The sequence below is a fragment of the Agrococcus jejuensis genome, from assembly GCF_900099705.1.
GTDB lineage: Bacteria > Actinomycetota > Actinomycetes > Actinomycetales > Microbacteriaceae > Agrococcus > Agrococcus jejuensis.
Genome location: NZ_LT629695.1, coordinates 1,647,786 through 1,673,488, shown reverse-complemented (window position 1 = coordinate 1,673,488; position 25,703 = coordinate 1,647,786). Strand labels below are relative to the sequence as shown.

Here is a 25,703-nt window from a genome sequence, read left to right as displayed (position 1 = left end):
ACAGCTGATGCCCGACATCCTCGGACTGCTGATGTGGCCCATCAAGTGGGTCCTCGAGGCGATCCTGGCCGGCGCCCACTTCGGACTCGAGGCGCTCGGCATGGATCCGTTCTCGGGTCTCGTCTGGGTGCTCTCGATCGCGTCGCTCACCCTCGTGGTGCGCACGGCGATGATCCCGCTCACCGTGCGGCAGATCCTGTCGTCGCGCAAGGCCCTCGAGGTCGCGCCCGAGATCAAGAAGATCCAGGACAAGTACCGCGGCAAGAAGGACCAGTTCTCTCGCGAGGCGATGCAGCGCGAGACGATGGAGGCGTACCGCAAGGCGGGCACCAACCCCTTCGCGTCGTGCCTGCCGCTGCTCGTGCAGATGCCGATCTTCTTCGGTCTCGTCACGGTGCTGCAGACCGCGAACCGCGGCGAGGCGGGCGTCGGCTTCATGGGCGTCTCGCTGGCCGAGCAGTTCCAGCAGGCGTCGCTCTTCGACGCGGTGCCGCTGAACATGACGATGCAGCACGGCTTCGAGCAGGGCAACGTCGCCGTGATCGCGACGTCGATCGTGATGACGCTCATCATGGTCGCGACGCAGTTCTACACGCAGCTGCAGATCATGTCGAAGAACCAGACGCCGGCGATGAAGGAATCGCCGATGTACAAGCAGCAGCGCATCATCCTGTACGTCATCCCGGTGTTCCTGCTCATCTCGGCGTGGGCCTTCCCCATCGCCACGATGTTCTACTGGCTGGTCTCGAACATCTACACGCTCATCCAGCAGCTCATCATCATCTCGAAGCTGCCGAACCCGGGCTCCGATGCCGCGCTGGCACGCGAGGCCCGCATGGCGCGCAAGCGCCAGCGCCAGGGACTGCCGGCCGAGGGCTCGGAGTCGACCACGACGACCGAGGTCGAGGAGACCCCCGTCATCGTGAACACGCAGCGGCAGCAGCCGAAGCGCAAGGGCACGAAGGCGCAGCGCGATGGAGGCCCCAAGTGACCGACGAGCAGCAGACGCAGGACCTCGACGAGGGCGAGATCGCGGCCGACTACCTCGAGGCGCTCCTCGACATCGCCGACGTCGACGGCGACATCGAGATCGAGGAGACCGGCACGCGCACGACGCTCAAGGTCGGCGAGTCCGGCGACGCGTCGCTGTCGATGCTCGCGGCCCCCGAGGTCGTCGCAGCGCTGCAGGACCTGACGCGCCTCGCGGTGCAGTCGCAGACGGGCGAGTTCTCGCGCGTCGTGCTCGACGTCGCAGGCTCGCAGGATGCGCGCACCGTCGAGCTGCGTGCGCTGGTCGACGACGCCGTCTCGCGCATCGAGGGCGGCTCGGACCGCGTCTCGCTGCCGTCGATGTCGTCGTACGAGCGCAAGCTCGTGCACGACCTGGTGGCCGAGGCCGGCTACCACTCGGAGTCCGAGGGCGAGGGTCGCGACCGCCACGCGGTCGTCGTGCCCAAGTGACCTCGACTCGCTGAGCCGTGACGACCTACGAGGCCGAGCCCGCTGCTGCCGCGGCGATGTTCGGCGACCGCATCGAGCTCGCTCGCTCGTACACGGCGTCGCTCGCCGAGCATGGCGAGACGCTGGGGCTCATCGGTCCTCGTGAGCTCGATCAGTTGTGGAGTCGACACATCCTCAACTCTGCGGTGATGGCTCCCCTGCTGCAGTCCGATGCACTCGTGGCCGACGTCGGCTCGGGCGCCGGCCTGCCGGGCCTCGTGCTCGCGATCGCACGGCCCGACGTGTCGATGGCGCTCATCGAGCCCATGGAGCGCCGCTGCGACTGGCTGCGGTCGGAGACCGAGCGGATGGGTCTGACGAACGTCGAGGTCGTGCGCGCTCGCGCCGAGGAGGTGCACGGCACCCGCGCCTTCCACCAGGTGACGGCTCGTGCGGTCTCGGCGCTGCGCACGCTCGTGCCCTGGACCGCACCGCTCGTGGCGGATGGTGGCGAGCTCGTGCTGCTGAAGGGCGCACGCGTGCACGACGAGATCGCCGCCGCCGAGAAGGCGCTGCGCAAGCACAAGGTCGGCACCCCCGAGGTGCTCGAGCTCGACGCCGGCGACGGCGACGTGACGCGCGTCTTCCGCGCCGTCGTGCGCGGCTGACCCAGACCCGCTCGCGTCGCGACCGTCGCGTTCGGGCGCGGGTGACCGCCACGCCTCGGTCACGCGAGGCGGTGACGTGGCTCGTGGTCGTCACCTCGCTCGACGCGTGGACGTCGGCGATGCCGTTCCTCGCGACTACGATCCCGATCTTCGGTGTCGTGGGCACCGTGGATCGTCGTCCGGTGACGTGGCTACGTGCGTCAGGACCGATCGTACGGCCGATCTCGCGTGGGCCGGTCGGTGCAGATCCGGCCGCTTTCGGCCCGATCCAGGCGTCTTCGCGCAGTGCATCGTGTCGAAGTGACGCGGTCGTCGCGCCCGATGCTGGTGACCGGCGTCGAGCTCCTTGCGTTCGTCGGTGCTCTCGCGTGCGCCGAGCATGCGAGGCGCGCGCGACTCGATGACGGAGAGCCATCCAAGCGGCCCGTGCCTCGAGGACCTCTGTCGCGACGATCGAGTGGGACGCGGTCGGCGAGTGCGCAGGACGGATCTCTCCGGCCGGGTCGGCTGCGTCTCTCATTCGGGACGCTCCGATGTTTCACGTGAAACGCGCAACGCGTGTGGCATGCACGGGATCAGTGGCGCTTGAGGCTGGTCGTGGACGACGTCGCGGGGTCTGGCTTCAGCCTGCGTCGAAGACGGGTGGCGTGATGGGAGACCGCGACGAGGTCGGCCTGACAGGCCCGGCGTGACCTCCTGCGGGCCGCGACGCCACCGCGGCCTCGCGCTTGCGCAGTCGATGTTCCACGTGAAACATGGCAGCCCTCGATCCTGGGACGATCGATGGCGATGCACTGCAGCCCTCGTCGCGCTATGCCTGGTCACGTCGTGTTTGGTCGAGGACCATCCGCGTCGCACGCTGGGCGAGATGCTCACGACCTCAGACCTGCGTGAGCGTCGTTGCTGTCTACGGCCGCGTAGGGGTCCTTCGCGTTCGGCTCCTGGCGAGAGTGAGACAGGGGTGCGTACTGTCCATGGCCAGGCATTCGATGTTTCACGTGAATCGCGAGCGAGATGTGCGGCGCCGGGCACATGAGACGGGAGGACGCTCGAGCTTGCTCGATCGGACCAGGCCTGATGCTCCAGCTGTACCACTGCACGGTGAGCGAGAAGCTGGTGCGAAACCTGCACATCGGAGCGCGTCAGCATGCTCGACGGGCTGGGCTCCCTGCGGGCGAGTCCCGCGAGGGCATCACCTCGCTGACGGCGCTGAGCGTGTCCCGGTCGTCGGTTCCCGGTAACCGAGACGGTCGTGTCGGGCACCGATGTTTCACGTGGAACATCGCGCGATCCCCGCGAGCATTGCGCCACCGACAAGCGCCAGCGCCGGGCAAGGATTGCTGGGTCGATCATGCTCCCGCGCACGCAAGCGACGGCGGCGGCGCCTGCCCACGTGTGCATCGATCTGTGGAGAGTGGGCGCTGGTCGTCCACGTCTCACCTGTGGAGAGCTGTGGACAACTGAGGTGACCAGGCGGTCGCGATGCGGCGTCTGAGACGAGCCGCGTACGCCGACTTCCCAGTGTTGGCGCGGCAGAATGCCCCTCGAACGTACGTCGGGCGATCACACAACGCCTCCTGGTGCACGTCGCCAGTTGTCCACAGGTCTCCACAGGGGCACCCTGTGCACAGACTCGCCGATGGAGTTGGCGCAACGCTCATCCATGCCGCAAGATGGCAGGGGGACAACGGACGAACGCGTGATGTTTCACGTGAAACACGACCGGGAGAGGACGGGGTTCCAGTGCAGACGACGGGTCGATTCGACACCACGCCGATCGCGCGAGAGATGGCTGATCTCGCGAAGCGACGGACTGCACTCGCGAACGCACCGCATCCGCTGCCCACGACCACGCGAGTCATCGCGGTCGTGAACCAGAAGGGCGGCGTCGGCAAGACCACGTCCGCGGTGAACCTCGCGGCCTCCCTCGTGCGCGCGGGCGCGCGGGCCATGGTGATCGACCTCGACCCCCAGGGCAACGCCTCCACGGCGCTCGGCATCCCGCATCACGCGGACGTCGTGAGCACCTACGACGTGCTGGTCGACGAGACGCCTCTCGCGGAGGCCGTGCAGCCCAGCCAGGACTCCGAGGCGCTCTCGGGCGTGCCGTCGACGATCCACCTCGCCGGCGCCGACCTGGAGCTCGCACCGCTCGAGCGCCGCGAGTTCCGCCTCCGCGCCGCGCTCGAGCAGTACCTCGCCGCGCAGGACGAGCCCGTGCACTACGTCTTCATCGACTGCCCTCCGTCGCTCGGCCTGCTCACGATCAACGCGTTCACGGCCGCGACCGAGGTGCTGCTGCCCATCCAGTGCGAGTACTACGCGCTCGAGGGCGTGACGCAGCTGCTCGACACCATCCAGCGCATCACGCAGCACCTGAACCCCGCACTGTCGCTGTCGACGGTGCTCCTCACGATGTACGACGGCCGCACGCTGCTGTCGAAGCAGGTCGTCGACGAGGTCCGCGCGCACTTCGGTGACGTCGCGTTGCAGACGATCATCCCCAGGACGGTCAGGATCTCCGAGGCGCCTGGCTTCGGGCAGACCGTGCTGGCGTACGACCCCAACTCTCCCGGCGCGCTCGCCTATCGCGAGGCGGCCGCGGAGATCGCACAGCGAGGAGCCGCATGAGCAAGCGGACCGGGCTCGGCCGAGGCATCGGCGCCCTCATCCCCACGGCACCCGCCGAGACCGACGCGACGAGCGCGACGACGCCCCCGAAGGATCGACCCGTCGACGTCTTCTTCCCCGCCGCGAAGGCCACGGACGGCGCCGAGCTCGCCAGCGTGCCCGGCGCTCGTCTCGCCCAGCTGCCGCTGGACGCGATCGCGCCGAACCACGTGCAGCCCCGCGATGTGTTCGACGAGGACGACCTGACGGAGCTCGAGCACTCCATCCGCGAATTCGGCGTGCTGCAGCCCATCGTCGTGCGCCCCATCCCGGGCGAGACCGAGAAGTTCGAGCTCATCATGGGCGAGCGCCGGTGGCGCGCCTCGCGCCGTGCCGGCAAGGACTCCGTCCCCGCCCTCATCAAGGACACCCCCGACGACGCGATGCTGCGCGACGCGCTGCTCGAGAACCTCCACCGCGCCGACCTCAACCCGCTCGAGGAGGCGTCGGCCTACCAGCAGCTCATGGCCGACTTCTCGATCACGCAGGATGAGCTCTCGAAGCGCATCGGCCGCAGTCGTCCGCAGATCTCGAACACCATCCGGCTCCTGCGCCTGCCCGAGCCGATCCAGACACGCGTCGCATCCGGCGTGCTGAGCGCAGGTCACGCGCGAGCGATCCTCTCGGTGGAAGCGGAGGACGCCATGCTGCGCCTCGCAGATCGCATCGTCAATGAGGAATTGTCGGTTCGTGCAGCCGAGCACGCAGCGAGCGTCGCCCAAGTGACCTCGCCCAGGCGCACCCCGCAGCGCGGTGGCGTGCAGCGCGGCCTCGACGAGGTCGCCGAGCGACTCACCGACCGTCTCGACACGCGCGTGCGCGTGAGCCTCGGCCGCACGAAGGGGCAGATCGTCGTCGACTTCGCGACGGTCGCCGACCTCAACCGCATCCTCACCGAGCTCGGGGAGTCGCCCTTCGGCGACGCCGTGAGCCTCTCGGAGTAGCCCGACCACGACGAAGGGCCCCGGCTCGATGCCGGGGCCCTTCGTGCACCCGTGGGTGCGTGGTGGATCAGAGGAAGGCTGCGAGGTCCGCCTCGAGAGCGGCCTTCGGCTTGGCGCCGATGAGCTCCTTCTTGACTTCGCCGCCCACGAACACCTTCATCGCGGGGATGGAGGTGATGCCGTAGCGCATGGCGAGGTCGGGGTTCTCGTCGACGTTGACCTTCACGACGTCGAGCTTCTCGGTCTCTCCGTCGATCTGCTCGAGGATGGGGCCCACGGCGCGGCACGGGCCGCACCACTCGGCCCAGAAGTCCACGAGCACGGCCTTCTCGGCGTCGAGCACGTCGGCCTGGAACGAGTCGGTGGTGACGTTCTTCATGATGATTCCTCCTGTCAGGCGGAGACTGCCGCTGCGGGCAGCTCGGCCAGGTAGTGCTGGGCATCGAGCGCCGCGACGGTGCCCGAGCCGGCGGCCGTGATGGCCTGTCGGTAGGTGGGGTCGATGACGTCGCCGGCAGCGAAGACGCCGGGAACGCTCGTCAGCGACGAACGGCCTGCAACGGCGATGGTGCCGTCGGCCGTGATGTCGAGCTTGCCGTGCACCAGGTGGGTGCGCGGGTCGGAGCCGATGGCGACGAACACGCCGTCGACCGGCAGCTCGCGGGTCTCGCCCGTGACGGCGTCGCGCAGGCGCACGCCCTCGACGGCCGACTCGCCCAGGATGTCCTCGACGATCGCGTTCGTGACGAACGAGATCTTCGGGTCGGCCTGCGCGCGGTCGAGCATGGCGGGGCTCGCGCGGAACGTCTCGGAGCGGTGCACGATCGTGACGGTCGCGGCGAACTTCGTGAGGAAGGTCGCCTCCTCCATCGCCGAGTCGCCGCCGCCGATGACGACGAGGTGCTTCTCCTTGAAGAAGAAGCCGTCGCACGTGGCGCACCACGAGACGCCGTGGCCAGAGAGGCGGTCCTCGCCGGGCAGGCCCAGGCGGCGGTAGGCGGAACCCGTGGCGAAGATCACCGTGCGGGCCTCGAGCACCTCGGCGCCCACGTGCACCTTCTTCACGGGGCCGTCGAGCTCGAGCTCCGTCACGTCCTCCAGTCGCACGTCGGCGCCGAAGCGCTCGGCCTGCTGCTGCATGTTGAACATGAGGTCGGGGCCCATGACGCCCTCGGGGAAGCCGGGGAAGTTGTCGACCTCGGTCGTCGTCATGAGGTCGCCGCCGGCCTCGACGCTCGACGCGAGCACGATGGGTGCCAGGTTCGCGCGAGCGGCGTAGATCGCCGCGGTGTATCCGGCGGGGCCGGATCCGATGATGATGACGTCGTGCACGGGTGCCTTTCGCTGGAGGCCACGGTGGCCTCCCCTGCTCATCAACCGATGCTAGCCGCGGGCCATTCCCTCGACGGGCAGCGTCTGCAGCACGTCGCCCGTCGAGGCGTCGAGCACCGAGATGGCATCGATCACCAGGGGTTCGGAGCCGACGACGCGAGGGTTGGGCACGCGCGTTCGCGTGCGGCGATCCCACGAGTCGACGACGGTGCGCGTCGCACCGTCGACGAACAGCACGGCGGGATGCGCGTAGGCCATGGGGGAGGACGCGTCGGACGACCACCAGCCCTGGAAGGGCAGGGGACGCTCGGGAGCGCCGAGCGACGGCTGGGCGGGGGCGCGCCGCACGAGCACGGCCTGCGCGACGACCGCGCCGATGCCTGCCGCGACGCCCACGATCACGGGGGCGACGAACCTGGCGAGCGGATGCGGCATGGCGGCTCCTGCGGGTCGGTCGGGGGCCTTCAGCCCTTGTCGGACGCTCCCACGCTACGACCGCGCCCTGTGAAGCGCGCCAGCGCGGGGATGCGGCCGGCCACCAGGTCGATCGTGGAACGGAAGTCGGGATTGCGGGTGACGAACAGGAGCCCGAAGTAGACGAGGGCCATCGCCGCCCCCGCGAGGGTCGACGTGACGAGGCCGGGCGCCATGCCCGTCGTGGCGAACCCACCATCGACGAACCCGCCCATCGCCCACACGATGGCCGCGCCCGGGACGGCTGCCGCGACGGCGTACACGAGGTACTGCACGTGGCGTCGCGCGATGAGTCCGAACCCGAAGGGTCCGATCTTGCGCCGCACGAGCCAGACCCAGACGGAGCAGGAGATCAGGTTCGCGATCGACACAGCGAGCGAGGCGGCGGCGACGATCCACAGCGAGGGGACCGCTGTGCAGGCCCAGAGCAGCAGCGACGTGACGACGAGTCCGAAGACCGAGTAGAGGAAGGGGGTGCGGGTGTCCTCGAGCGCGAAGAAGACGCGCTGCAGGACGTACTCGGCGCTGAACGCGACGAGGCAGATGAGCATCGCCCACAGCACGATCGACGATTGGAACGCGCGCTCGAAGTTGCGATCGAAGAGGCGCATGAATGGCACGGCGACGACGGCGAGCACGAAGGCGCTGATCGTCGTGAGCATGCCCACGCCGCGCAACGCACCCGCGACGTCGTTACGGATGCCGGTGAGGTCGTTCCGCGACGCGTGATGTGACATGCGGGTGAAGAAGGCGATCGCGATGGACACCGCGATGACGGAGTGCGGCAGCGAGAACACGTACCAGGCGGTCTGCATCGTCAGCACGTTGGCGCCATCGGGGTCGCCCATCGTGACCACGCGCGACTGCAGCAGACCCTTGATCTGTCCGATGATGACGACGCCGAAGATCCAGCCGGCGCGCATCCCGGTCGCGCGCAGGCCAACGCCGCGCCATCCGAAGTCGAGACGGAACTTGAGGCCCGTCCTGCGGAAGAGCAGCACGAGCACCAGCGCCTGCGCGACGACGCCCGCCGTGGTGGCGATGCCGAGGAAGGCGACGCGGTCGGGCGTCCACACCTCGGGCGACGGGTTCTCGTTGACGAGCGGGTCGCCGAACCACACGAGGAACGCCGCGAGGCCGGCCAGTGAGATCAGGTTGTTGACCACGGGGGCCCACGTGTACGGGCCGAACTGGCCGCGCGCGTTGAAGATCTCACCGATCAGCGTGTAGAGCGCGTAGAAGAGGATCTGCGGCAGGCACCAGTAGGCGAGGGCGATCGCCAGGGCCATCTGCTGGGACGTGAAGCCATTGCCGTCGTCGCTCGTCGTGGCGTAGAGCTGCACGAGCAGTGGTGCGGCCACGGTGGCGACGATGGTCAGCAGGAGGAAGATCGTGCCGCCAAGGGTCAGCACCTTCGAGACGAAGGCCTGCCCGTTGTCCGCACCGAGGCTCGCCTTGACGATGGCCGGCACGAGCACCGCGGACATGACGCCACCGGCGACGAGGATGTACACGTTGTTCGGCAGCTGGTTGGCGAGTCCGAACGCCGCAGCCGCCTGCGAGCCGGTCTGACCGATGACGACCGCGAGCAGCACCGTCTTCACGAAGCCCAGCACGCGCGACACCATCGTGCCTGCGGCGAGGATGGCGCTCGAGCGCTGCACGCTCGCGGCCTTCGGCTGCTCAGGGGCTGCGGATGTCGCAGCGGGCGGGGTCACGGCCTGCGCGCCTGCCTCCTGCGGATCGTTCGTGGGCCCCTGGGGCGTGCCGTCGGTCATCAACGTGCTCCTGGGTCGTCGGGGGGTCGGTGCGTGCTCGCGCGCTTGGCAGCGGCGGCGTCGCGGGCGTCGGCGACGGCGATCTGCTCGGTGCGCGGGTCGATGTCGCCGCGTGCCGTGCCCGCGCGGCGATTGCGCACGGAGCGCAGGATGCCGAAGCCGAGCAGCAGCGCGGCGGCGAGGCAGACGACGACGAGCAGGATCGTCTCGAACGCCGGCTGGGCGTTGACGCGCAGCACGGCGGTGTCGAGCGAGACGCCGGCGGGCGTCGACACGTCGAGGCGGATGATGCCGCTGCCTGCTGCGACGACGTCGACCGGCATGGGCACGCGCACGCGGCCCGCGGCGGGCACGACGATCTCGATGGGCTCGTCGGGCAGCGAGACCGCGTTCGTGCCGGTGCGCGCCGTGAGCTGCACGGTGACGTCGACGTCGAGCGCGTTGTCGAGGGTGACCTGCAGCTCGGCGGGGCTGCCCAGCAGGGCCGTCTCGCCGCCCTCGACGATCGTGACGGGGGAGCGCAGCGGGGCGACGAGCTCGGCGAAGCGGGTGACGGCGTCGGCGTCGTCGGCGCGCGAGGTCGCGGCGATGGCGGCGCTCAGCTGGAGGCGCACGGGCGCGACGAGCGCCGCGGGGTCCTCGAGCGTCGTGGCGATGGACTCGGCGGCGGTCGCGGTGCCGACGAGCGACGTGATGCGTGCGGCGGCGTCTGCCTCGCGCTCCGTCGTCTCGGATGCGACGAGCTCGGCGGTGCGGGCGGGCTGCGCGAGGGCGGAGGCGACGCCGGTCTGCTCGAGCCAGGCGACGGATCCGATCGCCTCCTGCAGCGCGAGCGCGGCCACGGGGTCGGCGTCGACGGGCAGGGCGGCGACGAGCGCGCGCTGCAGCGACGGCGCCTCGCGCGTGATGGTCGCGAGCAGCGCGAGCGTGCTCGCGATGCCGGAGGACGACGCGACGCCGCCCGCCGTGACCGCCTCGCGCACGAGGCGCTGCAGCTCGGCGTCGGCGGCGAGCACCGAGACGCCGCCGACGACGGCGTGCGCGTCGGGCGTGCGGCTGTCGAGCGTCTCGTCGAGGTCGTCGGTGTCGACGACGACGGTGGACGCGGCACCGAGCTGCCCGAGCAGGGCGGCGTCGAGCGACGACTGCGTGGCGTCGACGACGGGGGCGATCGACGTGGGAACCTCGGCGAGCGTCGCGGGCAGCACGGCGCCGTCGGGGCCGGGGATGCCCTCGAGGCCGGGCACGGCGACGCCTGCGCGCGCGATGGCGATGGGGTCGGCGCCGCCGTAGGGCAGCGCGAACGTCTGCGGCAACGCCGTGGCGGCTTGGAGCCAGGCGACGGCGTCGTCGGGGGCGTCGTCGCCGAGCGCGGCGATGCTCGCGGGCACGATCGGGTCGATGCCGAGCGCTGCGCCCGCCTGGCCGACGGCGAGCTGCTGCGCGAGCGTGCCGCCGTCGCTCACGGCGGCCTCGAGCTCGTCGGCCGTCAGCAGCCCCGTGTCGGTCTCGGGCGTCGTCGTCTGCATCGTGAGGGCGATGCTCGTGGGGCCGCCGCCGGGCAGGTCGAGCGTCACGAGCGAGCGGATGCGGTCGTCGACGCCGTCGACGTCGGCGCCGAGCAGCATCGCGCCGCTCGTAGCCGACGACCACGGCAGCTCGGCCGCGGGCACCGTGACGTCGACGCTCGACGATCCGGCGGGGATCGTGGCGGTCGCGACGGGCGTGAGCCGAGGCGAGCCCTCGCCGTCGATCCACTGCGTGAGCGCCGAGCGGGTCGCGACGGCGCGCGATCCGACGAGCAGGTCGACGCCGAGATCCTCGGTGGCGTTCGTGCCCACGCTCACGCGCACGACGAGATCCTGACCCGCGGTGAGCACGGGATCGACCGCTGCGATGGCCGGATCGGGATCGTCGGCTGCGGTCGCGGCGGTCGGCGCGATGGCCAGGCCGCCGAGCGCGCCGAGCGAGGCGATCGTGATCGCCAGTGCGCGCCGCACGCGCCCACCCGCCGCGAGCATGACCGACAGTCTACGAGCGCCCGGCTGCGCGCCCGTGACGCGCAGCCCGCGAGCCCTGGCAGGATTGCTGACCGTGACGAGCATGGCCGAGGCGACCGCACGCCTGCAGCAGGTGGCGGCAACCGGACCGACGGCGGTGCTCGCCGACGCGTTCGCGACGGCCGGGTTCGAGCTGTCGCTCGTCGGCGGCCCCGTGCGCGACGCGCTGCTGGGCCGTGCCACGAGCGACCTCGACTACACGACCGATGCGCGCGCCGACGACATCCTGGCGATCGTGCGTCCGCTGTCGGATGCGCAGTGGGACGTGGGGCGCGAGTTCGGCACGATCGCGTGCCGCATCGACGGCGAGACCGTCGAGGTGACGACGTACCGGGCCGACGTGTACGACGGCGTCACGCGCAAGCCCGAGGTGACGTTCGGCGACGACCTGGCCGACGACCTCGTGCGCCGCGACTTCACGGTGAACGCGATGGCGCTGCAGCTCGTGGCGCGCACGGATGGCGGCGTCGAGCGCATCGCGCCGCGCCTCGTCGACGTGGGCGGCGGCCTCGAGCACCTGCTCGCCAGCACCATCGACACCCCGCAGGCACCGGAGGTGTCGTTCCGCGACGACCCGCTGCGCATGCTGCGCGCCGCGCGCTTCGAGGCGCAGCTGGGGTTCCACGTGGCCGACCGCGTGCGCGACGCGATGGCGGATGCCGCAGCCACCATCCAGAACATCTCGGCGGAGCGCGTGCGCGACGAGCTCGTGAAGCTGCTGTCGACGCCCGACCCCACGGGGGGCCTGCGCCTGCTGACCGACTCGGGCATCCTCGACCACGTGCTGCCCGAGGTGCCGGCGCTGCGCCTCGAGGTCGACGAGCACGCGCACCACAAGGACGTGTACGAGCACTCGCTCACGGTGCTGCTGCAGGGCATCGCGCTCGAGGGCTCGCGCAACCCGGGTGCCGCGCCCGACGTCGTCTCGCGGCTCGCGGGCCTGCTGCACGACATCGGCAAGCCCGCGACGCGTCGCGTCGAGGGCAACGCCGTCACCTTCTACAACCACGACGTCATCGGCTCGCGCCTCGCGGCGAAGCGGCTGAAGGCGCTGCGGTTCGACAACGACACCGTGAAGGCGGTCGCGCGCCTCGTCGAGCTGCACCTGCGCTTCTACGGCTACATGGATGCGTCGTGGACGGATGCCGCCGTGCGCCGCTACGTGCGCGACGCGGGGCCGCTGCTCGAGCGGCTGCACATCCTCACGCGCTCCGACGTGACGACGCGCAATCGCCGCAAGGCCGAGCGCCTCGACTTCGCGTACGACGACCTCGAGCACCGCATCGCCGAGCTCGCGGAGCAGGAGGAGCTCGACGCCATGCGCCCCGACCTCGACGGCGAGCAGATCATGGCGATCCTCGGCATCGGCCCGTCGCGCGCGGTCGGCGAGGCGTATCGGATGCTGCTCGACGCGCGCATCGAGCACGGACCGCTCGAGCGCGAGCACGCAGAGCGGCTGCTGCGCGAGTGGTGGGCGGCGCGCGCCGCCGACTGACGTCGCAGCAGGCCGTCAGCACCCACGACCTAGGCTCGCGCCATGCAGCCGTCGCTCCGATACCTGGTGCTGCTCGTGCGCGTCGACCGCGACGACGACGGCTTCGCCGATGCGGTGCGCGCCATGCGCGAGGTCGGTCTCGTCGGCGCCGTCCTCGGCGACACCGAGGATCGGCCGCCCGACGCGACGATGGCGTTCGTGGCGTGCGACGACGATGGCCGCCCGCTGCTGTGCGTCGGCGGCGAGCTCCTGGTGGCGGAGCGGGCTGCCGTGGTCGCAGATCTCGCGGCCAGCACCGGCGGATCGGTGACGCTGTACGAGGACGGCGACGAGGAGGCGACGACGGTCGAGGTCGCGGAGCGCCGCGAGTGGATGCCCGCGCCGGAGCGGTGGGCGTGGTGGATCGCCCCGCGCGGCGTGCGCGGCTTCGAGGCCGTCCGTCGTGCACTCGGCAGCGGATCCGTCGAGCTCGCGATCGGCGACCGGTGCCTCGCGGTCGGCACCGTGACGACCTTCCCGGCATGGCCGCGGGAGGCGCTGCCTGCGATCGGTGCCTCCGAGGACTCGACAGAGCTCGTGCTCCACGTGCGTGCGAGCGCGGGAGTCCCCGGCCTTCCGCTCGTCTGGTGGCGACGGCCGCTGCCGTTGGTGGAGCACCCCACCGCTTCGGTGCTGCACGCGCAGGCCGAGATCGTCGAGCACATGGGCGCAGGTCCGCACCGTCGGCCTCCCGAGGCCGACGTCCGGGGCGCGATGGCGGCGCTCGGTCGCGGCGAGCACGCCGACGCGCTGCTCGCACTTCTCGACGAGCGGCTCGAGGCGAACACGGGCGAACGCGCGCTCGCGCTGCTCGGCGTGCCCGACGCGCTGCTGCTCGCCCTGCGCGGCGAGGTCGACGTCGCGGGACTCCCCGGAGCCGTCCGTCACTGAACCACCGGCCGCATGGGCAGTTCTGCCCTCCTGGACGTCGCCCGAGTGCGCGCGGCGCATCCGACGGCGACACTGAGGGCACCGAGCGGTGCCAGCCCCTCGGCCACCGTGCCATCGAGGAGCCCGACGTGACCGATCCCGCAGCCTCCGAGACCCCGTCTCGTCGCCCGTCGACGCGGCGTCTCGTGCTCACGGTCGTCGGCGGCGTCGCGCTCGTCGGGCTCATCGCCGCGGGCGCGGTCGCCTTCCGGACCACGGGCCCCGACCCGCGGGCCGTCGTCGTGGAGTACGTCGAGGCGATCCGCGACGGCGACGTCGCGGCCGCGAACGCGCTGACGTCGGGATACGACGCTCCCGTCGGCTCGCTCGACGACGCCGAGCGCATCACCGACGTGACGGTGTCGACCGAGAGCGTCCGCAGCGAGGAGGAGGCACCGCGGCGAGAGACCTTTGCCGTGTCGTACGTCGTCGCCGGCGAGACGGTCGAGACCGAGCTGACGGTGACCCAGGTCGGCGGCTCGGAGCCGCGATGGTCGCTCGACGACTCGCTCGAGCGCCGGGTCGACGTGGCGCTCGCCGAGACCGGCGGCGACGTGCTCGTGAGCGTCGATGCCGTCGTCGCAGGCGAGACGCTCGGCCTGAGCCCGTTCCGCACGGGCGAGCTGCACCTCTATCCCGGGGTCTACGCGCTCGAGCCCACGGCCGGCAGCGTGACGTCGGCGGAGGGCGTCGAGGTGGTCGTCGTCGACCGCGACGTCGCAGTCGAGGTGCCGGTGACGCCGACGGATGCGCTCGCGACGCTCGTCGAGGAGGAGGCGCTGACCGCGCTCGCCGACTGCGTCGCCGGGGAGGTCTCGGTGAACCTCCGATGCGGCACGCTGCTGCTCGGCCTCGACTCCGAGATCGTGCAGACCCTCGGCATCCGCACTGGCTCCGACGCCGAGGCGTACGAGGGCGTCGTGTGGACGGTCGAGTCGTCGTCGACGGAGCAGCCGGCGGACGACGCGTGGGCGGTCGAGGTGAGCGCGGTCGTGCGCGCGACCTACCCGAGCGGCGCCGCGACCGCGTCGGTCGACTTCCCGGTGCAGGCGTCGTGGTCGGCCGCCGACGCTGCGGACGAGGAGCCCGCCGTGACGGTGAGCTGGTTCGACCCGACCGAGGGTTAGCCCGCGCCGCTCATAAGGGTGAGCATCGCTCACCCTTATGCTCCGTCCATGGCCGCGATCGTGCACGACGAGACCCTCACGATCGAGGTCGTGCCGTTCGAGCCCATGGACGCCAGGGCGCGTGTACTCGCTGCGGCACGCGACCTCGGGCTGCTCGGCGTCGTGCTGCCCGCCGGCGATGCCGGCACGGTCGAGGTCATCGTCGCGGCCCGGGGGGCCGAGCCCCTGGTGGTGCGCGACGACGCGGTGGTGCCGAGGTCGCCGCACGAGGTCGTCGAGTCGCTGCGGATGCGGTGCGCCGCGAGCGTCGCCTGCTACGGCGACCACGACGTCGTCGCCGAGTCGGTGCTGCCCGCGGCGCTCGAACGTGCCGAGCAGTCGTGGGCCGCCATCCCGGTGCCGACGACCGTCGCCGCCATCGCACCCACGCTCCCGACGGGGACGACGGCCAGCGAGCTCGCGTTGGCGTTCGGAGTCGACGTCGTCGATGTCGTCGTGGAGGGCAGGCAGCTCGTCATGGGGCGTGCGGTGCATGGAGTGCCCTGGAGCCCCGCGACTCGACCGGTCGTCGCGATGCAGCGCTCGGCGACCGCCGCGACGGTCGCCATCTGGACGGCCGACGCCGTGCGGATGCGGCAGTCGCCCATCGCGCGCGAGCAGGCGATGCTCGACCCCGACCTCGTGCTCGCCTGGATCCAGGAGCCCGACAGGATCGGCGGCGATGCGCTGCCGACGATCGCCAGGGATCTCGAGGACGCGGTCGTCGAACGGCATCGACCGCAGGTGACCGACGAGGGTCGGGTGGTCGTCGAGCGTGCGCTCGCCGAGCTCGGGCTCGCCAGTGCCATCGACGAACTCGCGACCGTCATCGAGTCGCCGCTCGCCGAGGACACCGTCGATCGCGTGGTCGCCGTCCTCGGGCTGCCGGCCGTGGTGGCCGACGTGCTGCACGATCGAGTCCACCCCGACTCGCTGCCCGGGGCGCGCCTCACGCCGCACCGGGGGACGCTGCGCACGATCGCCTCCTCGTTCCGCGAGGCTGCGCATGCGGAGCTCGGCACGACGTTCGGCGGCGAGATGCGGCAGATCGCCGCCGAGGAGCTCGGCGCCGACTGGCGCGACCGCGACCGGCGCCGACGGCGTTGGCTCGCCGCCGTGCTCGCGCCGCTGCTCGCCGTCGGCAACCTCGGCGTGGCCGTCGGCGTCATCCCCCTGCGCCCCGAGCCGAACGCCTGGTACCTCGTGCCCGCCGTCGCGTTCGCCGGCATCGCCGTGTGGAGCATCCGTTGGCTCGTCGTCGATGCACGCCGCCGACGCGACGTCGACGACCCATCTGGCGCGGGATGACGGGGATGCGCTAGCCTGTACAGGTTGTCCGGCCTTGCCGGGCACCATGCATACCCTCCTGCTGCAGATCGTCTGCAGCCGTTCGAGTCCGAAGGAGGTGGGTGAAGCATGCATCCCTACGAGCTGATGGTCATCCTCGACCCGGCCCTCGACGAGCGCACCGTCGCCCCGTCGCTTGAGAAGTTCCTCGGTGTCATCCGCACCGCAGAGGGCGAGATCGAGAACGTGGACATCTGGGGCCGCCGTCGTTTCGCATACGAGATCGACAAGAAGACGGAGGGCATCTACGCCGTCGTGGACTTCATCGCGACCCCCGAGGCCACGAACGAGCTCGACCGACAGCTGAACCTGTCCGAGGCCGTCATCCGCACCAAGGTGCTCCGTCGTGACGAGGTCATCGCCCAGCGCGCCGTCAAGGCCGCGAAGGACGAGGCCAAGGCCGCACGCGCAGCAGCGAAGGCGACCGAGGCAGCCTGATGGCCGGCGAGACGATCATCACGGTCGTCGGCAATCTCACCGCCGACCCCGAGCTGCGCTACACGCAGAACGGTCTCGCAGTCGCGAACTTCACGATCGCATCCACGCCCCGCACGTTCGACCGTCAGGCGAACGAGTGGAAGGACGGCGAGGCGCTGTTCCTCCGCGCGTCGGTGTGGCGTGAGTTCGCCGAGCACGTCTCGCAGAGCCTGACGAAGGGCAGCCGCGTCATCGCGCAGGGCCGCCTCAAGCAGCGCTCGTTCGAGACGCAGCAGGGCGAGAAGCGCACGGTCATCGAGCTGGAGGTCGACGAGATCGGCCCCAGCCTTCGCTACGCGACCGCGCAGGTCACCCGTTCGCAGGGTGGCGGCGGCGGAGGCGGTGGCCGCGGCCAGTTCGGCGGCGGTCAGCAGAGCCAAGGCGCAGTCGCCGACGAGCCGTGGGGTCAGCCCGCAGGCCAGCAGTCGGGCGGCAACCAGGGCGGCGACGTCTGGGGCGCACCGGGCACCTCCTACAACGACGAGACGCCGTTCTAACGGCTGTCTGCAAGACAAGAGAGCAAGGAAAGCACTATGGCTGGAAAGCCGCAGGGCCGCCGGGGTCGTGGACCCAAGGGCGGGAAGCCGGTCGCGCCGGCGAAGGCAATCACCGTCGGCGTCATCGACTGGAAGGACGTCGCGACGCTGAAGAAGTTCATCTCGGAGCGCGGCAAGATCCGTGCCCGTCGCATCACCGGTGCATCGGTGCAGGAGCAGCGTCTCATCGCGAAGGCGATCAAGAACGCCCGCGAGATGGCGCTCCTGCCGTACTCCGGCGCCGGGCGCTGAGGAAGGATCTGACATGGCGAAGGTCATTCTCACGAACGAGGTCTCGGGCCTCGGCATCGCCGGCGACGTCGTCGAGGTGAAGAACGGGTACGCCCGCAACTACCTCGTGCCGCAGGGCTTCGCGACGCCGTGGACCCGCGGTGGCGAGAAGCAGGTCGAGCAGATCAAGGCCGCCCGCGCCGCGCGCGAGCACGCCACGATCGAGGAGGCGCAGGACCTCAAGCTGAAGCTCGAGGCCAACCCGCTCCGTGTCGCCGTCAAGGCTGGCAAGGAGGGTCGTCTCTTCGGCTCGGTGCAGACGCAGGACATCGCGGACGCCGTCTCGTCGCAGGGCCTCGGCTCGCTCGACAAGCGCGTCATCACGATCCCGACGGCGATCAAGTCGACGGGCAAGCACCAGGCCACCGCGCGCCTGCGTGACGAGCTCATCGCGAACATCACCATCGAGGTCGTCGCAGCCAAGTAGGCAGCGACCCACGAACGAGGGCCGCACTCCCAGCTGGGGGTGCGGCCCTCGTCGTTCGTGGGGGTCTTCTGGGGGCACCCTTCGAGGCTCGCTGCGCTCGCACCTCGAGGAGCGGTCTTGGGGGTCGGCTCACCCACCAGCTGGTCGAGGAGGCCCCGAGCCGCAGGCGAGGAGCCGTCACGAGACCACGTGACGTGCGCGCTCGGCGCGACCATGCGGGTGACCGAGTGGGAGCGACGGTCGCGTGGTCTCGTGACGCGTGCTCGCCCAGGGGCTCGCGCGCTCCTCGACCAGCTGGTTGGGGAGCGGCCCCAACGGATCAGTGCGCCGGCGCCAGGCGGTAGAGCACCTGCGGGCGGCCGCGGCGGCCGTAGCGGTGCGCGAGGTCGATGGCGCCGATCGCGACGAGGTGGTCGAGGTAGCGCCTGGCCGTCGCCCGCGAGACCCCGGCCGACGCCGCGACGTCGTCGACCGACACGGGCGTCACCGGACCGAGGGCCGTGAGCACGCGATCCAACGTGACCCGGCTGAGCCCCTTCGGCAGCTCCGCGGGCACGGCGGATGCGGGCGCGACGGTGCGCACCGATCCCGTCGTGAGCAGCCGATCCACCTCGCCCTGCGCGAGCGGCACGTCGCGATCCGACGCGTCGCGCTGCTGCCGCTCCGCCGCGTACGCCAGGAGCCGATCCCGCAGCACCTCGCGCTCGAACGGCTTGATGAGGTAGCCGACGACCTGGGCGGCGAGCGCCTGGCGCACGGTGACCTGGTCGCGCGACGAGCTGACCACGAGCACGTCGGTGTCGATGGCGCCGGCGATGCGGATGCGGTGCAGCACCTCGATGCCGCTGATGTCGGGCAGACGCATGTCGAGCAGCACGAGGTCGACGCCGTGCTCGACGAACCCGAGCGCCGCGCGACCCGACGCCGCGGATCCGATCACCGTGAACCCCTCGGTCGCCGACACCCATCGGGCGTGCAGCGCGCGGGCCCCCGCGTCGTCGTCGACGACGAGCACGCGGATGTCGGCGGTCACGACGGCACCGCCAGGTCGGCGTCGAAGCGCGCCCCGCCGAGGGCCGAGCGACCCACGACGACGGAGCCGCCGCGGTCGGCGACCGTGCGGCGCACGACGTCGAGCCCCACGCCGCGGCCCACGCCCGACGCGTCGTCGCGCGTCGACCAGCCGCGCGCGAAGATGCGGTGCGCGTCGCCAGGGTCGATGCCCGGCCCGTCGTCCTCGACCGCGATCGTCACGACGCCATCCCGCAGCGCGAGCGTGCAGCGCACGAGCGTCGCCCCCGCCTCGGCAGCGTTGCGGCAGAGGTTGGCGAGCACGAGCAGCACGTCGTCGTCGAGGGCGACGTCCTCGTCGATGTGCAGCTCGAGCGATGCGCCGTGCCCGTCGAGCTCGCCGCGCACGGCCTCGATCGTCGCCATCGCGACGACGCCGCGCCGCGGCGGCGCCCCCGGCGCTCGGCCGAGCCCGGGCGCGACCGCGTCGATGTAGGCGACGGCGTCGTCGCCCTGGTCCTGCGCCACGAGCCCCCGCACGACATGGAGGCGCGTGCCGAACTCGTGCGCCTGCTCGCGCAGCGCATCCGCCTGCCGCCGCATCTGCGTGCTCTCGGCATCGACGGCATCCGCACGGCGCAGCCTGCGGGCGATCGTGACCGACAGGGCGACGCTCGCGAGCGTCGCCACGCCCAGCGCGCCGATGCTCCACGGCAGCAGACCGCCGAGCGCTCGCTCGCGATCGGCGGCGATCGTCGACTCGAGCACGCCCACCGCGACCATGCCGATCACGTCGCCGTCGGCATCCACGATCGGCACCTTCGCGCGCAGCGTCGGCCCCGACGGGCCCGTCTCGGTGCCGACGAACTCCTCGCCCTCCAGCACCTGCGTCGTCGTGGTCTCCACGAGCTCGCCGCGCTCGTCGGGGTCGGGATGCGTGATGCGCACGCCCTCGTCGTCGGTGACGACGACGTACGAGACGCCCGCAGCCCCCTCGACGAGCGACGCGATGGGCTGCAGCGCCGCCGTCGCATCGGCGAGGTCGGCCGCGTCGGCGAGGTCGTCGTCGGTGCCGGCGTCGACGACCGACCCGACGGCGGCCAGCACCTCGGGCAGGCCGGCGAGGCTCGACGCGACGCCGTGCACCTGCTCGGCGACGCCGGCGCGGATGCTCTGCTCCTGCACCGCGGCGGCGACCACGGTCGTGATGCCGGTCGCGGCGAGCACGATGACGCTCGGCAGCGCGAGCACGGCGATGCGACCCAGGCGGGCGGCTCGCGGCCTCGTCACCGTGGCGCACCTCTCGAGTCGACGACGCCGTGAGCGTCAATGAGCACAAAGCCGCGAACGGCCCGGGGGCCGACGCGGTGCCTGCCATCGTACTTCTCGACCTGCGCCACGACGACGTGCGCAGGAGGGAGCGAGCAATGTCAGACCAGCCAGCGACGGAACCGGGCGCGCAGCCGCGCGGTCGTCGCCCCATCGCCCGCGTCGTCGGCGCCGCCGTCGCCGTGGCGTCCATCGGCGTCGCCGCCTACGGCTCCGTCACCTCGGCCGCAGCCGGCGGCGACCCCACGACCTCCGTCACGATCGTCGCGCCCGCCGCGGCCGGTGGCGGCTGGGATGGCGCGGCTCGCGCGATGCAGCAGGCAGCCCGAGCGAACGGCATCGTCAACTCGGTGCAGGTCGTGAACATGCCTGGCGCGGGCGGCACGATCGCCCTCGGCAACGTCGCACGCCTCGAGGGGCAGACGGACACGCTGCTCATCGGCGGCACGGGTCTGCTCGCCGCCGAGATCCAGTACGGCTCCGCCGTGACGCACGACGACATCACGCCGCTCGCCGTCACGGTCGAGGAGTACGACGTCATCGTCGTGCCCGCCGACTCCCCGTACGAGACGCTCGACGACCTCGTCGCCGCATGGGGCGAGAGCCCCGGCTCGGTGCCGTGGACCGGCGGCGGCTCGTTCGACCAGCTCGTCGTCACCGACCTCGCCGTCTCGGCCGGCATCGAGCCGACCGACACGAGCTACATCCCCTCCGACGGCGGCGGCGAGGCCATCCAGGCCCTGCTCAACGGCACGGCCGCCGCCGCGGCGGGCGGCTACCCCGACAACATCGACCAGATCGAGTCGGGCCGCCTGCGCGCGCTCGCGCTCGTCGCATCCGAGCCCGTCGAGGGCATCGACATCCCCACCGCCGTCGAGCAGGGCTACGACGTCACGCTCACGAACTGGCGCATGGTCGCCGCGCCCGGCGGGCTCGACGACGCGCAGACGACGCAGCTCAGCGACATCGTGCTCGAGACCCTCGAGACGCCCGAGTGGGCGGAGGCGATGGAGCGGTACCACTGGACCGAGCGCATCATCACGGGCGACGAGCTCGATGCGTTCGTCGCCGACGAACGCGAGCGCATCGAGGCGCTCTACGAGGAGCTGGGCCGATGATGCATCCGAGCAACCCCACGTCGTCGTCGGCCGTCGTCGGCCAGCGGCTGTCGATCCGCGCCGACACCGGTCGCATCGCCGAGGTCGCGAAGGAGCTCACCGTGCCGGTGCTGCTCGCAGCGTTCGCGGTCTACCTCATCGTCGGCATCGTGACGATGGAGGTGCCGGAGGGCACGTCGTTCCCCGGGCCGGAGTTCTTCCCCGGCCTCATCGCCGCGGCGCTGCTGCTGCTCTCCGGCCTGCTCGTCGTGCGGTTCGTGCGCCAGCAGCGCGCGGGCACGGATGCTCACGCCTCCGAGGCGGAGCCGACGACCGCATCCGTCGCCGTGCTCGACGTCACCGGCGCCGAGGTCGACCAGGTCGACGTGCCGATGCCCGAGCGGGCGGTGCGCGTCGACTGGCGCTCGATGGCGTGGGTCGTGCTGTCGTTCGCGGGCTTCGCGCTGCTGCTGAACGTGCTCGGCTGGATCGTCGGCGCCGGACTGCTGTTCCTCGGCGTCGCGAAGGGACTCGGCGCCGTCGGCTGGCTGCGCCCGCTCGTGATCGGGCTCACGCTGGCGTCGCTCAGCTACATCGCCTTCGACATGCTGCTCGAGCTGTCGCTGCCCTCGGGCATCGTCGGATGGGAGTTCTGACATGGACGTGCTCGCACTGCTCGGCGACGGCTTCGCCGGCGCCCTCACGCCCGCCAACCTGCTCTGGGTCGTCGTCGGCTGCCTCCTCGGCACCGCCGTCGGCGTGCTGCCCGGCCTCGGCTCGTCGATGGCGGTGGCGCTGCTGCTGCCCGTGACGTTCTCGCTCGACCCGACGGCGGCGTTCATCATGTTCGCCGGCGTCTACTTCGGCGGCCTGTTCGGCGACTCGACCATGGGCATCCTCATGAACACGCCCGGCCAGGCGTCGGCGATCGCGTCGACGTTCGAGGGCCACAAGATGGCGCTCAACGGGCGGGCGGCGCAGGCGCTCGCGACGGCCGCGATCGGCGCGTTCGTCGGCGGCATGATCGCGTCGATCCTCGTCGTGTTCCTCGCCCCGGCGCTCGCGGCGTTCTCGTCGAGCTTCGGCCCCGCCGAGTTCTTCGCGCTCGCGCTGTTCGCGTTCGTGACGACGTCGTCGGTCGTGACCGATGACGCGCTCAAGGGCCTCGGATCGCTGTGCCTCGGCCTCGGCATCGCCGTGATCGGCGTCGACGGCATCTCGGGCGCCCCGCGCTTCACGATGGGCGTGCCCGAGCTGTTCGACGGCATCTCGCTCGTCACGGTGACGGTCGCGATCCTCGCGCTCGGCGAGGTCATCTACGTCGCGTGCCTCGCCCGTCACCTCAAGGACGGCAAGATCGTGCAGCCGAAGGGCCGCCCGTGGCTGTCCAAGAGGGAGCTGCGCGAGGCGGCGCCCGCATGGCTGCGCGGCACCGCGATCGGCCTGCCGTTCGGCGTCGTGCCGGCCGGCGGCTCCGAGATCCCCACGTTCCTCGCCTACGGCCTCGAGAAGCGGCTGGATGCGCGGCGCAAGGATCCGCAGTTCGGCAAGGGCGCCATCCGCGGCCTCGCCGCACCGGAGGCGGCCGGCAACTCGACGACGGGCATGGCGATGGGCGCGCTGCTGTCGCTCGGCCTGCCGATCTCGGCGACCGCCGCGATCATGCTCGCCGCGTTCCGTCAGTACGGCCTGCAGCCGGGCCCGCTGCTGTTCGACCGCGCACCCGACCTCGTGTGGGCGCTGCTCGCATCGTTCTTCATCGCCATGGTGGTGCTGCTCATCATCAACCTGCCGTTCGCGATGGTGTGGGCGAAGCTGCTGCGCATCCCGCGCGCGTACCTCTACGCGGGCATCGCGGTGTTCTGCGGCCTCGGCATCTACGCGACGTCGGGCTCGGTGTTCGACCTGCTCATGCTGCTCGGCATCGGCATCGTCGGATTCCTCATGCGCGCGCTCGACGTGCCGCTCGCGCCGCTCATCATCGGCATGGTGCTCGGCCCGCTCGCCGAGACGAGCCTGCGCGACGCGGCGCTGAGCGCCGACGGCGACTTCTCGACGCTCGTCGCCGGCCCCATCCCGATCGTGCTCTACGCGATCCTCGCGATCGTGCTCGCGATCACGGTGCGCAGCAAGGTCGTGGCGCGGAGGGCGTCGAAGCGGGAGCTGGTGGACGCGTAGGGGGTCCCTCGCTCGGGGCCGCCTCCACCCAGCTGGTCGAGGAGGCCCCGAGCGCAGCGAGGAGCCGTCACGAGACCACGCGACGTGCCCGCTCGGCGCGACCATGCGCGTGGCTGAGCGGGAGCGGCGGTCGCGTGGTCTCGTGACGCGGGCTCGCCCAGGGGCTCGCGCGCTCCTCGACCAGCTGGTGGGTGGAAGCCCCTACCCCTCCGCCGCCCGCATCGCCACGATCGCCTGCGCCACTCGCTCCACGAGGTCGACGGGCAGCGGCTGGCGGTGCTTCAGCACGACCGAGTCCTTGCCCGAGCGCAGCGGCGCGACCTCCTCCTCGAGCTCGTGGTCGAGCACGGGCACGGGGTAGAGGCCCACGTGCTGCCGCCAGCCGGCGTAGTGGATGGCGTACCTGCCGCCGAGCATCACGGCGGCGATGTCGTACCGGATGACCTCGTCGGCGCCCGGCACCGCGCGCAGCAGCGCCTCGCGCACGAGCGTGAGGCGTTCGGCGATCTCGGGTGGGAAGCCCGCGATGTACGCGTCGACGTCGGCTGCGCTCATGGACAGAGCGTGGCACGCGTCCGCCGCGCGGTCCAGGGTCGGGTCAGTCGGCGATCGGCAGGCGCAGCGCGAACGCCGTGCGTCCCGGGGCGCTCTCGACCGTGAGCGTGCCGCCGTGCGCCTCGACGATCGCCCGCGAGATCGAGAGGCCGAGGCCGGTCGACCCCTCGGTGCGCGTGCGAGCGTCGTCGCCGCGCGCGAAGCGGTCGAACAGCCGCGGCAGCAGCTCGGGCGCGATGCCCGGGCCGTCGTCGACGACCGTCACGACCGCATCCGCCCCCTCGACGGCGATCGACGTCTGCACCGTCGTGCCGGCGGGCGTGTGGATGCGGGCGTTCGCGAGCAGGTTCGCGAGCACCTGCCGCAGCCTCGCCTCGTCGCCGCGCACCTGCACGGGGTCGCCGACGTCGACGAGCCACCCGTGCGACGGATCGACGGCGTGGGCGTCGCCGACGGCGTCGACGACGAGCAGCGGCAGGTCGACGGGCTCGTCGCGCAGCGACTGGCCGGCGTCGAGCCGCGCGAGCAGCAGCAGGTCGTCCACGAGCACGCCCATGCGCGACGCCTCCGACTCGATGCGGTCGAGCGCGCGCTCCTGCGTGGCGGTGCGCGGCGCATCCTCGGCGCGTGCGAGCTGCGCGTAGCCGCGCACCGACGCGAGCGGCGTGCGCAGCTCGTGGCTCGCATCCGCCACGAACCGCCGCAGACGCTCCTCGCTCGCCTGCCGCGCCGTGAGCGACGTCTCGACGTGGTCGAGCAGCCGGTCGAGCGAGGCGCCGACGCGACCGACCTCGGTGCGCGGATCCTCGTCGACGGCGGCGCGCTCGGGCACCGACACGGCGCCCTCCGACAGCGGCCTCGCCGCGACGCGCTCGGCCGTGGCGGCGACCCGCTCGAGCGGCTGCAGCGACCGCCGCACGAGCCAGCCGATCGCGAGGGCGAGCAGCACGAGCGTGCCGCCCATCACGGCCACGAGGATGCCCACGAGCGCGCCGCTCGTGGCGTCGAGGTCATCCATCGACTGGCCGGCGACGATCGTCGCGCCGTCCTGCTCGGCCGCCGCGACGCGCATGGTGCCGAGCGTGCCGCCCAGGTCGACCGTCACGGGATCCGCATCCGCCGTCACCTCGAGCAGCCGCTCGATCTGCGTCGCGGTGAGCGACGACGTCGTGCCGTCGTCGGCGACGTACGACGCAGTGGTCGGCGTGCCGCTCGCGTCGACGACGAGCTGCAACGTGCCGAGCCGCTGCTCTGGCCCCTGACCAGGTCCCTGCGAGGGCCCGCCGCCCGGTCCGCCCGCGAGCATGACGCCCATCCGCACGTCCTCGTCGAGCCGGTCGAGCAGCGACGCCCGCAGCGCGAGCACCGTGCCGACGCCCGCCACGAGGAACGCGACGAGCGCGAGCAGCGCCACGCCCACGACGAGGCGGCGCCGCAGCGTCCACGAACGCAGCATGCC

The 25,703-nt window shown here is 71.7% G+C and carries 25 protein-coding genes; 16 read left to right on the top strand and 9 right to left on the bottom strand.

Translation table 11 applies throughout. The annotated features are described in order from the left end of the window. Window positions 1-7: 7 nt before the first annotated feature. The 5 genes from yidC to BLQ67_RS07900 all read left to right on the top strand — a co-directional run bounded on the left by yidC (window position 8) and on the right by BLQ67_RS07900 (window position 5,722). Window positions 8-991, top strand: a complete 984-nt coding sequence (gene yidC / locus BLQ67_RS07920) for a membrane protein insertase YidC (protein ID WP_092504001.1) — start codon at window positions 8-10, stop codon at window positions 989-991. Further along, window positions 988-1,461 (top strand): Jag family protein, encoded by a 474-nt coding sequence (locus BLQ67_RS07915; RefSeq protein WP_092503998.1) that lies wholly within the window; start codon window positions 988-990, stop codon window positions 1,459-1,461. Before yidC ends, BLQ67_RS07915 begins: the two co-directional genes overlap by 4 nt. Before the next feature lie 17 nt (window positions 1,462-1,478). After that, a complete protein-coding gene (gene rsmG, locus BLQ67_RS07910) occupies window positions 1,479-2,108 on the top strand; it encodes a 16S rRNA (guanine(527)-N(7))-methyltransferase RsmG (RefSeq protein WP_092503996.1) in 630 nt (209 codons plus the stop codon). Window positions 2,109-3,896: 1,788 nt separating this feature from the next. After that, a complete protein-coding gene (locus BLQ67_RS07905) occupies window positions 3,897-4,739 on the top strand; it encodes a ParA family protein (RefSeq protein WP_092506842.1) in 843 nt (280 codons plus the stop codon). Next, the gene (locus BLQ67_RS07900) at window positions 4,736-5,722 is read left to right on the top strand and encodes a ParB/RepB/Spo0J family partition protein (RefSeq protein ID WP_092503995.1); all 987 of its coding nucleotides are present in this window, start codon (window positions 4,736-4,738) and stop codon (window positions 5,720-5,722) included. The genes BLQ67_RS07905 and BLQ67_RS07900 overlap by 4 nt, the downstream gene beginning before the upstream one ends. A gap of 67 nt (window positions 5,723-5,789) precedes the next feature. On the opposite strand, the gene trxA is transcribed toward BLQ67_RS07900, so the two are convergent. From trxA to BLQ67_RS07875, 5 genes are read right to left on the bottom strand one after another with little or no spacing between them, the layout of a single operon-like run. Further along, window positions 5,790-6,101 carry a thioredoxin gene (gene trxA / locus BLQ67_RS07895; protein ID WP_092503993.1) on the bottom strand — a complete coding sequence of 104 codons (312 nt, stop codon included), beginning with the start codon at window positions 6,099-6,101 and terminating at the stop codon, window positions 5,790-5,792. A gap of 14 nt (window positions 6,102-6,115) precedes the next feature. After that, a complete protein-coding gene (gene trxB / locus BLQ67_RS07890; RefSeq protein WP_407922488.1) occupies window positions 6,116-7,096 on the bottom strand; it encodes a thioredoxin-disulfide reductase in 981 nt (326 codons plus the stop codon). A 9-nt stretch (window positions 7,097-7,105) separates the two neighbouring features. Beyond that, window positions 7,106-7,489, bottom strand: coding sequence for a hypothetical protein (locus tag BLQ67_RS07885; RefSeq protein ID WP_092503990.1), 384 nt, complete (start codon window positions 7,487-7,489; stop codon window positions 7,106-7,108). A 29-nt stretch (window positions 7,490-7,518) separates the two neighbouring features. Next, window positions 7,519-9,306: a murein biosynthesis integral membrane protein MurJ gene (gene murJ / locus BLQ67_RS07880; RefSeq protein WP_092503988.1), complete on the bottom strand. Its 1,788-nt coding sequence runs from the start codon at window positions 9,304-9,306 to the stop codon at window positions 7,519-7,521. Continuing rightward, window positions 9,306-11,411, bottom strand: a complete 2,106-nt coding sequence (locus tag BLQ67_RS07875) for a DUF6049 family protein (RefSeq protein WP_157674727.1) — start codon at window positions 11,409-11,411, stop codon at window positions 9,306-9,308. The genes murJ and BLQ67_RS07875 overlap by 1 nt, the downstream gene beginning before the upstream one ends. Between BLQ67_RS07875 and BLQ67_RS07870 the strand changes: the two genes are divergently transcribed. From BLQ67_RS07870 to rplI, 8 genes are all read left to right on the top strand, one after another. Then, window positions 11,401-12,861, top strand: a complete 1,461-nt coding sequence (locus BLQ67_RS07870) for a CCA tRNA nucleotidyltransferase (RefSeq protein WP_092503984.1) — start codon at window positions 11,401-11,403, stop codon at window positions 12,859-12,861. The two genes, BLQ67_RS07875 and BLQ67_RS07870, sit on opposite strands and share 11 nt — an antisense overlap. Before the next feature lie 42 nt (window positions 12,862-12,903). Beyond that, window positions 12,904-13,791, top strand: coding sequence for a hypothetical protein (locus BLQ67_RS07865; protein ID WP_092503982.1), 888 nt, complete (start codon window positions 12,904-12,906; stop codon window positions 13,789-13,791). Between the two features lie 128 nt (window positions 13,792-13,919). Continuing rightward, complete coding sequence (locus BLQ67_RS07860) at window positions 13,920-14,957, top strand: hypothetical protein (protein WP_092503980.1); 1,038 nt, start codon at window positions 13,920-13,922, stop codon at window positions 14,955-14,957. 48 nt (window positions 14,958-15,005) lie between these two features. Then, window positions 15,006-16,304, top strand: a complete 1,299-nt coding sequence (locus tag BLQ67_RS07855; protein ID WP_092503978.1) for a hypothetical protein — start codon at window positions 15,006-15,008, stop codon at window positions 16,302-16,304. Window positions 16,305-16,412: 108 nt separating this feature from the next. Next, complete coding sequence (gene rpsF / locus BLQ67_RS07850; RefSeq protein WP_092503976.1) at window positions 16,413-16,781, top strand: 30S ribosomal protein S6; 369 nt, start codon at window positions 16,413-16,415, stop codon at window positions 16,779-16,781. Then, window positions 16,781-17,317 (top strand): single-stranded DNA-binding protein, encoded by a 537-nt coding sequence (locus BLQ67_RS07845; protein WP_092503974.1) that lies wholly within the window; start codon window positions 16,781-16,783, stop codon window positions 17,315-17,317. The genes rpsF and BLQ67_RS07845 overlap by 1 nt, the downstream gene beginning before the upstream one ends. Window positions 17,318-17,353: 36 nt before the next feature. After that, window positions 17,354-17,608: a 30S ribosomal protein S18 gene (gene rpsR, locus BLQ67_RS07840; RefSeq protein WP_092503972.1), complete on the top strand. Its 255-nt coding sequence runs from the start codon at window positions 17,354-17,356 to the stop codon at window positions 17,606-17,608. A 13-nt stretch (window positions 17,609-17,621) separates the two neighbouring features. Beyond that, window positions 17,622-18,074 carry a 50S ribosomal protein L9 gene (rplI, locus tag BLQ67_RS07835; RefSeq protein WP_092503970.1) on the top strand — a complete coding sequence of 151 codons (453 nt, stop codon included), beginning with the start codon at window positions 17,622-17,624 and terminating at the stop codon, window positions 18,072-18,074. A 319-nt stretch (window positions 18,075-18,393) separates the two neighbouring features. Here the strand turns inward: rplI and BLQ67_RS07830 are convergent, their stop codons facing one another. Both BLQ67_RS07830 and BLQ67_RS07825 read right to left on the bottom strand, forming a co-directional pair. Beyond that, entirely contained in the window at window positions 18,394-19,107 is a 714-nt protein-coding gene (locus BLQ67_RS07830; RefSeq protein WP_092503968.1) for a response regulator, read from the bottom strand. Further along, the gene (locus tag BLQ67_RS07825) at window positions 19,104-20,375 is read right to left on the bottom strand and encodes a sensor histidine kinase (RefSeq protein WP_172802274.1); all 1,272 of its coding nucleotides are present in this window, start codon (window positions 20,373-20,375) and stop codon (window positions 19,104-19,106) included. Before BLQ67_RS07825 ends, BLQ67_RS07830 begins: the two co-directional genes overlap by 4 nt. Window positions 20,376-20,512: 137 nt before the next feature. Here BLQ67_RS07825 and BLQ67_RS07820 point away from each other — a divergent pair, with 137 nt between their 5' ends. Genes BLQ67_RS07820 through BLQ67_RS07810 form a run of 3 tightly spaced genes read left to right on the top strand, consistent with a single transcriptional unit; the run spans window position 20,513 to window position 23,689 of the window. Next, a complete protein-coding gene (locus BLQ67_RS07820) occupies window positions 20,513-21,532 on the top strand; it encodes a tripartite tricarboxylate transporter substrate binding protein (protein ID WP_092503966.1) in 1,020 nt (339 codons plus the stop codon). Further along, window positions 21,529-22,167 (top strand): tripartite tricarboxylate transporter TctB family protein, encoded by a 639-nt coding sequence (locus BLQ67_RS07815; RefSeq protein ID WP_092503964.1) that lies wholly within the window; start codon window positions 21,529-21,531, stop codon window positions 22,165-22,167. Before BLQ67_RS07820 ends, BLQ67_RS07815 begins: the two co-directional genes overlap by 4 nt. Window position 22,168: 1 nt before the next feature. Then, on the top strand, window positions 22,169-23,689 hold the full coding sequence (locus BLQ67_RS07810; protein ID WP_092503962.1) for a tripartite tricarboxylate transporter permease: 1,521 nt from the start codon (window positions 22,169-22,171) through the stop codon (window positions 23,687-23,689). A 201-nt stretch (window positions 23,690-23,890) separates the two neighbouring features. On the opposite strand, the gene BLQ67_RS07805 is transcribed toward BLQ67_RS07810, so the two are convergent. Together BLQ67_RS07805 and BLQ67_RS07800 are read right to left on the bottom strand one after the other, a co-directional pair. After that, window positions 23,891-24,244, bottom strand: coding sequence for an iron chaperone (locus BLQ67_RS07805; RefSeq protein WP_092503960.1), 354 nt, complete (start codon window positions 24,242-24,244; stop codon window positions 23,891-23,893). 43 nt (window positions 24,245-24,287) lie between these two features. After that, window positions 24,288-25,700, bottom strand: a complete 1,413-nt coding sequence (locus BLQ67_RS07800; RefSeq protein WP_092503958.1) for a sensor histidine kinase — start codon at window positions 25,698-25,700, stop codon at window positions 24,288-24,290. Window positions 25,701-25,703 lie beyond the last annotated feature (3 nt).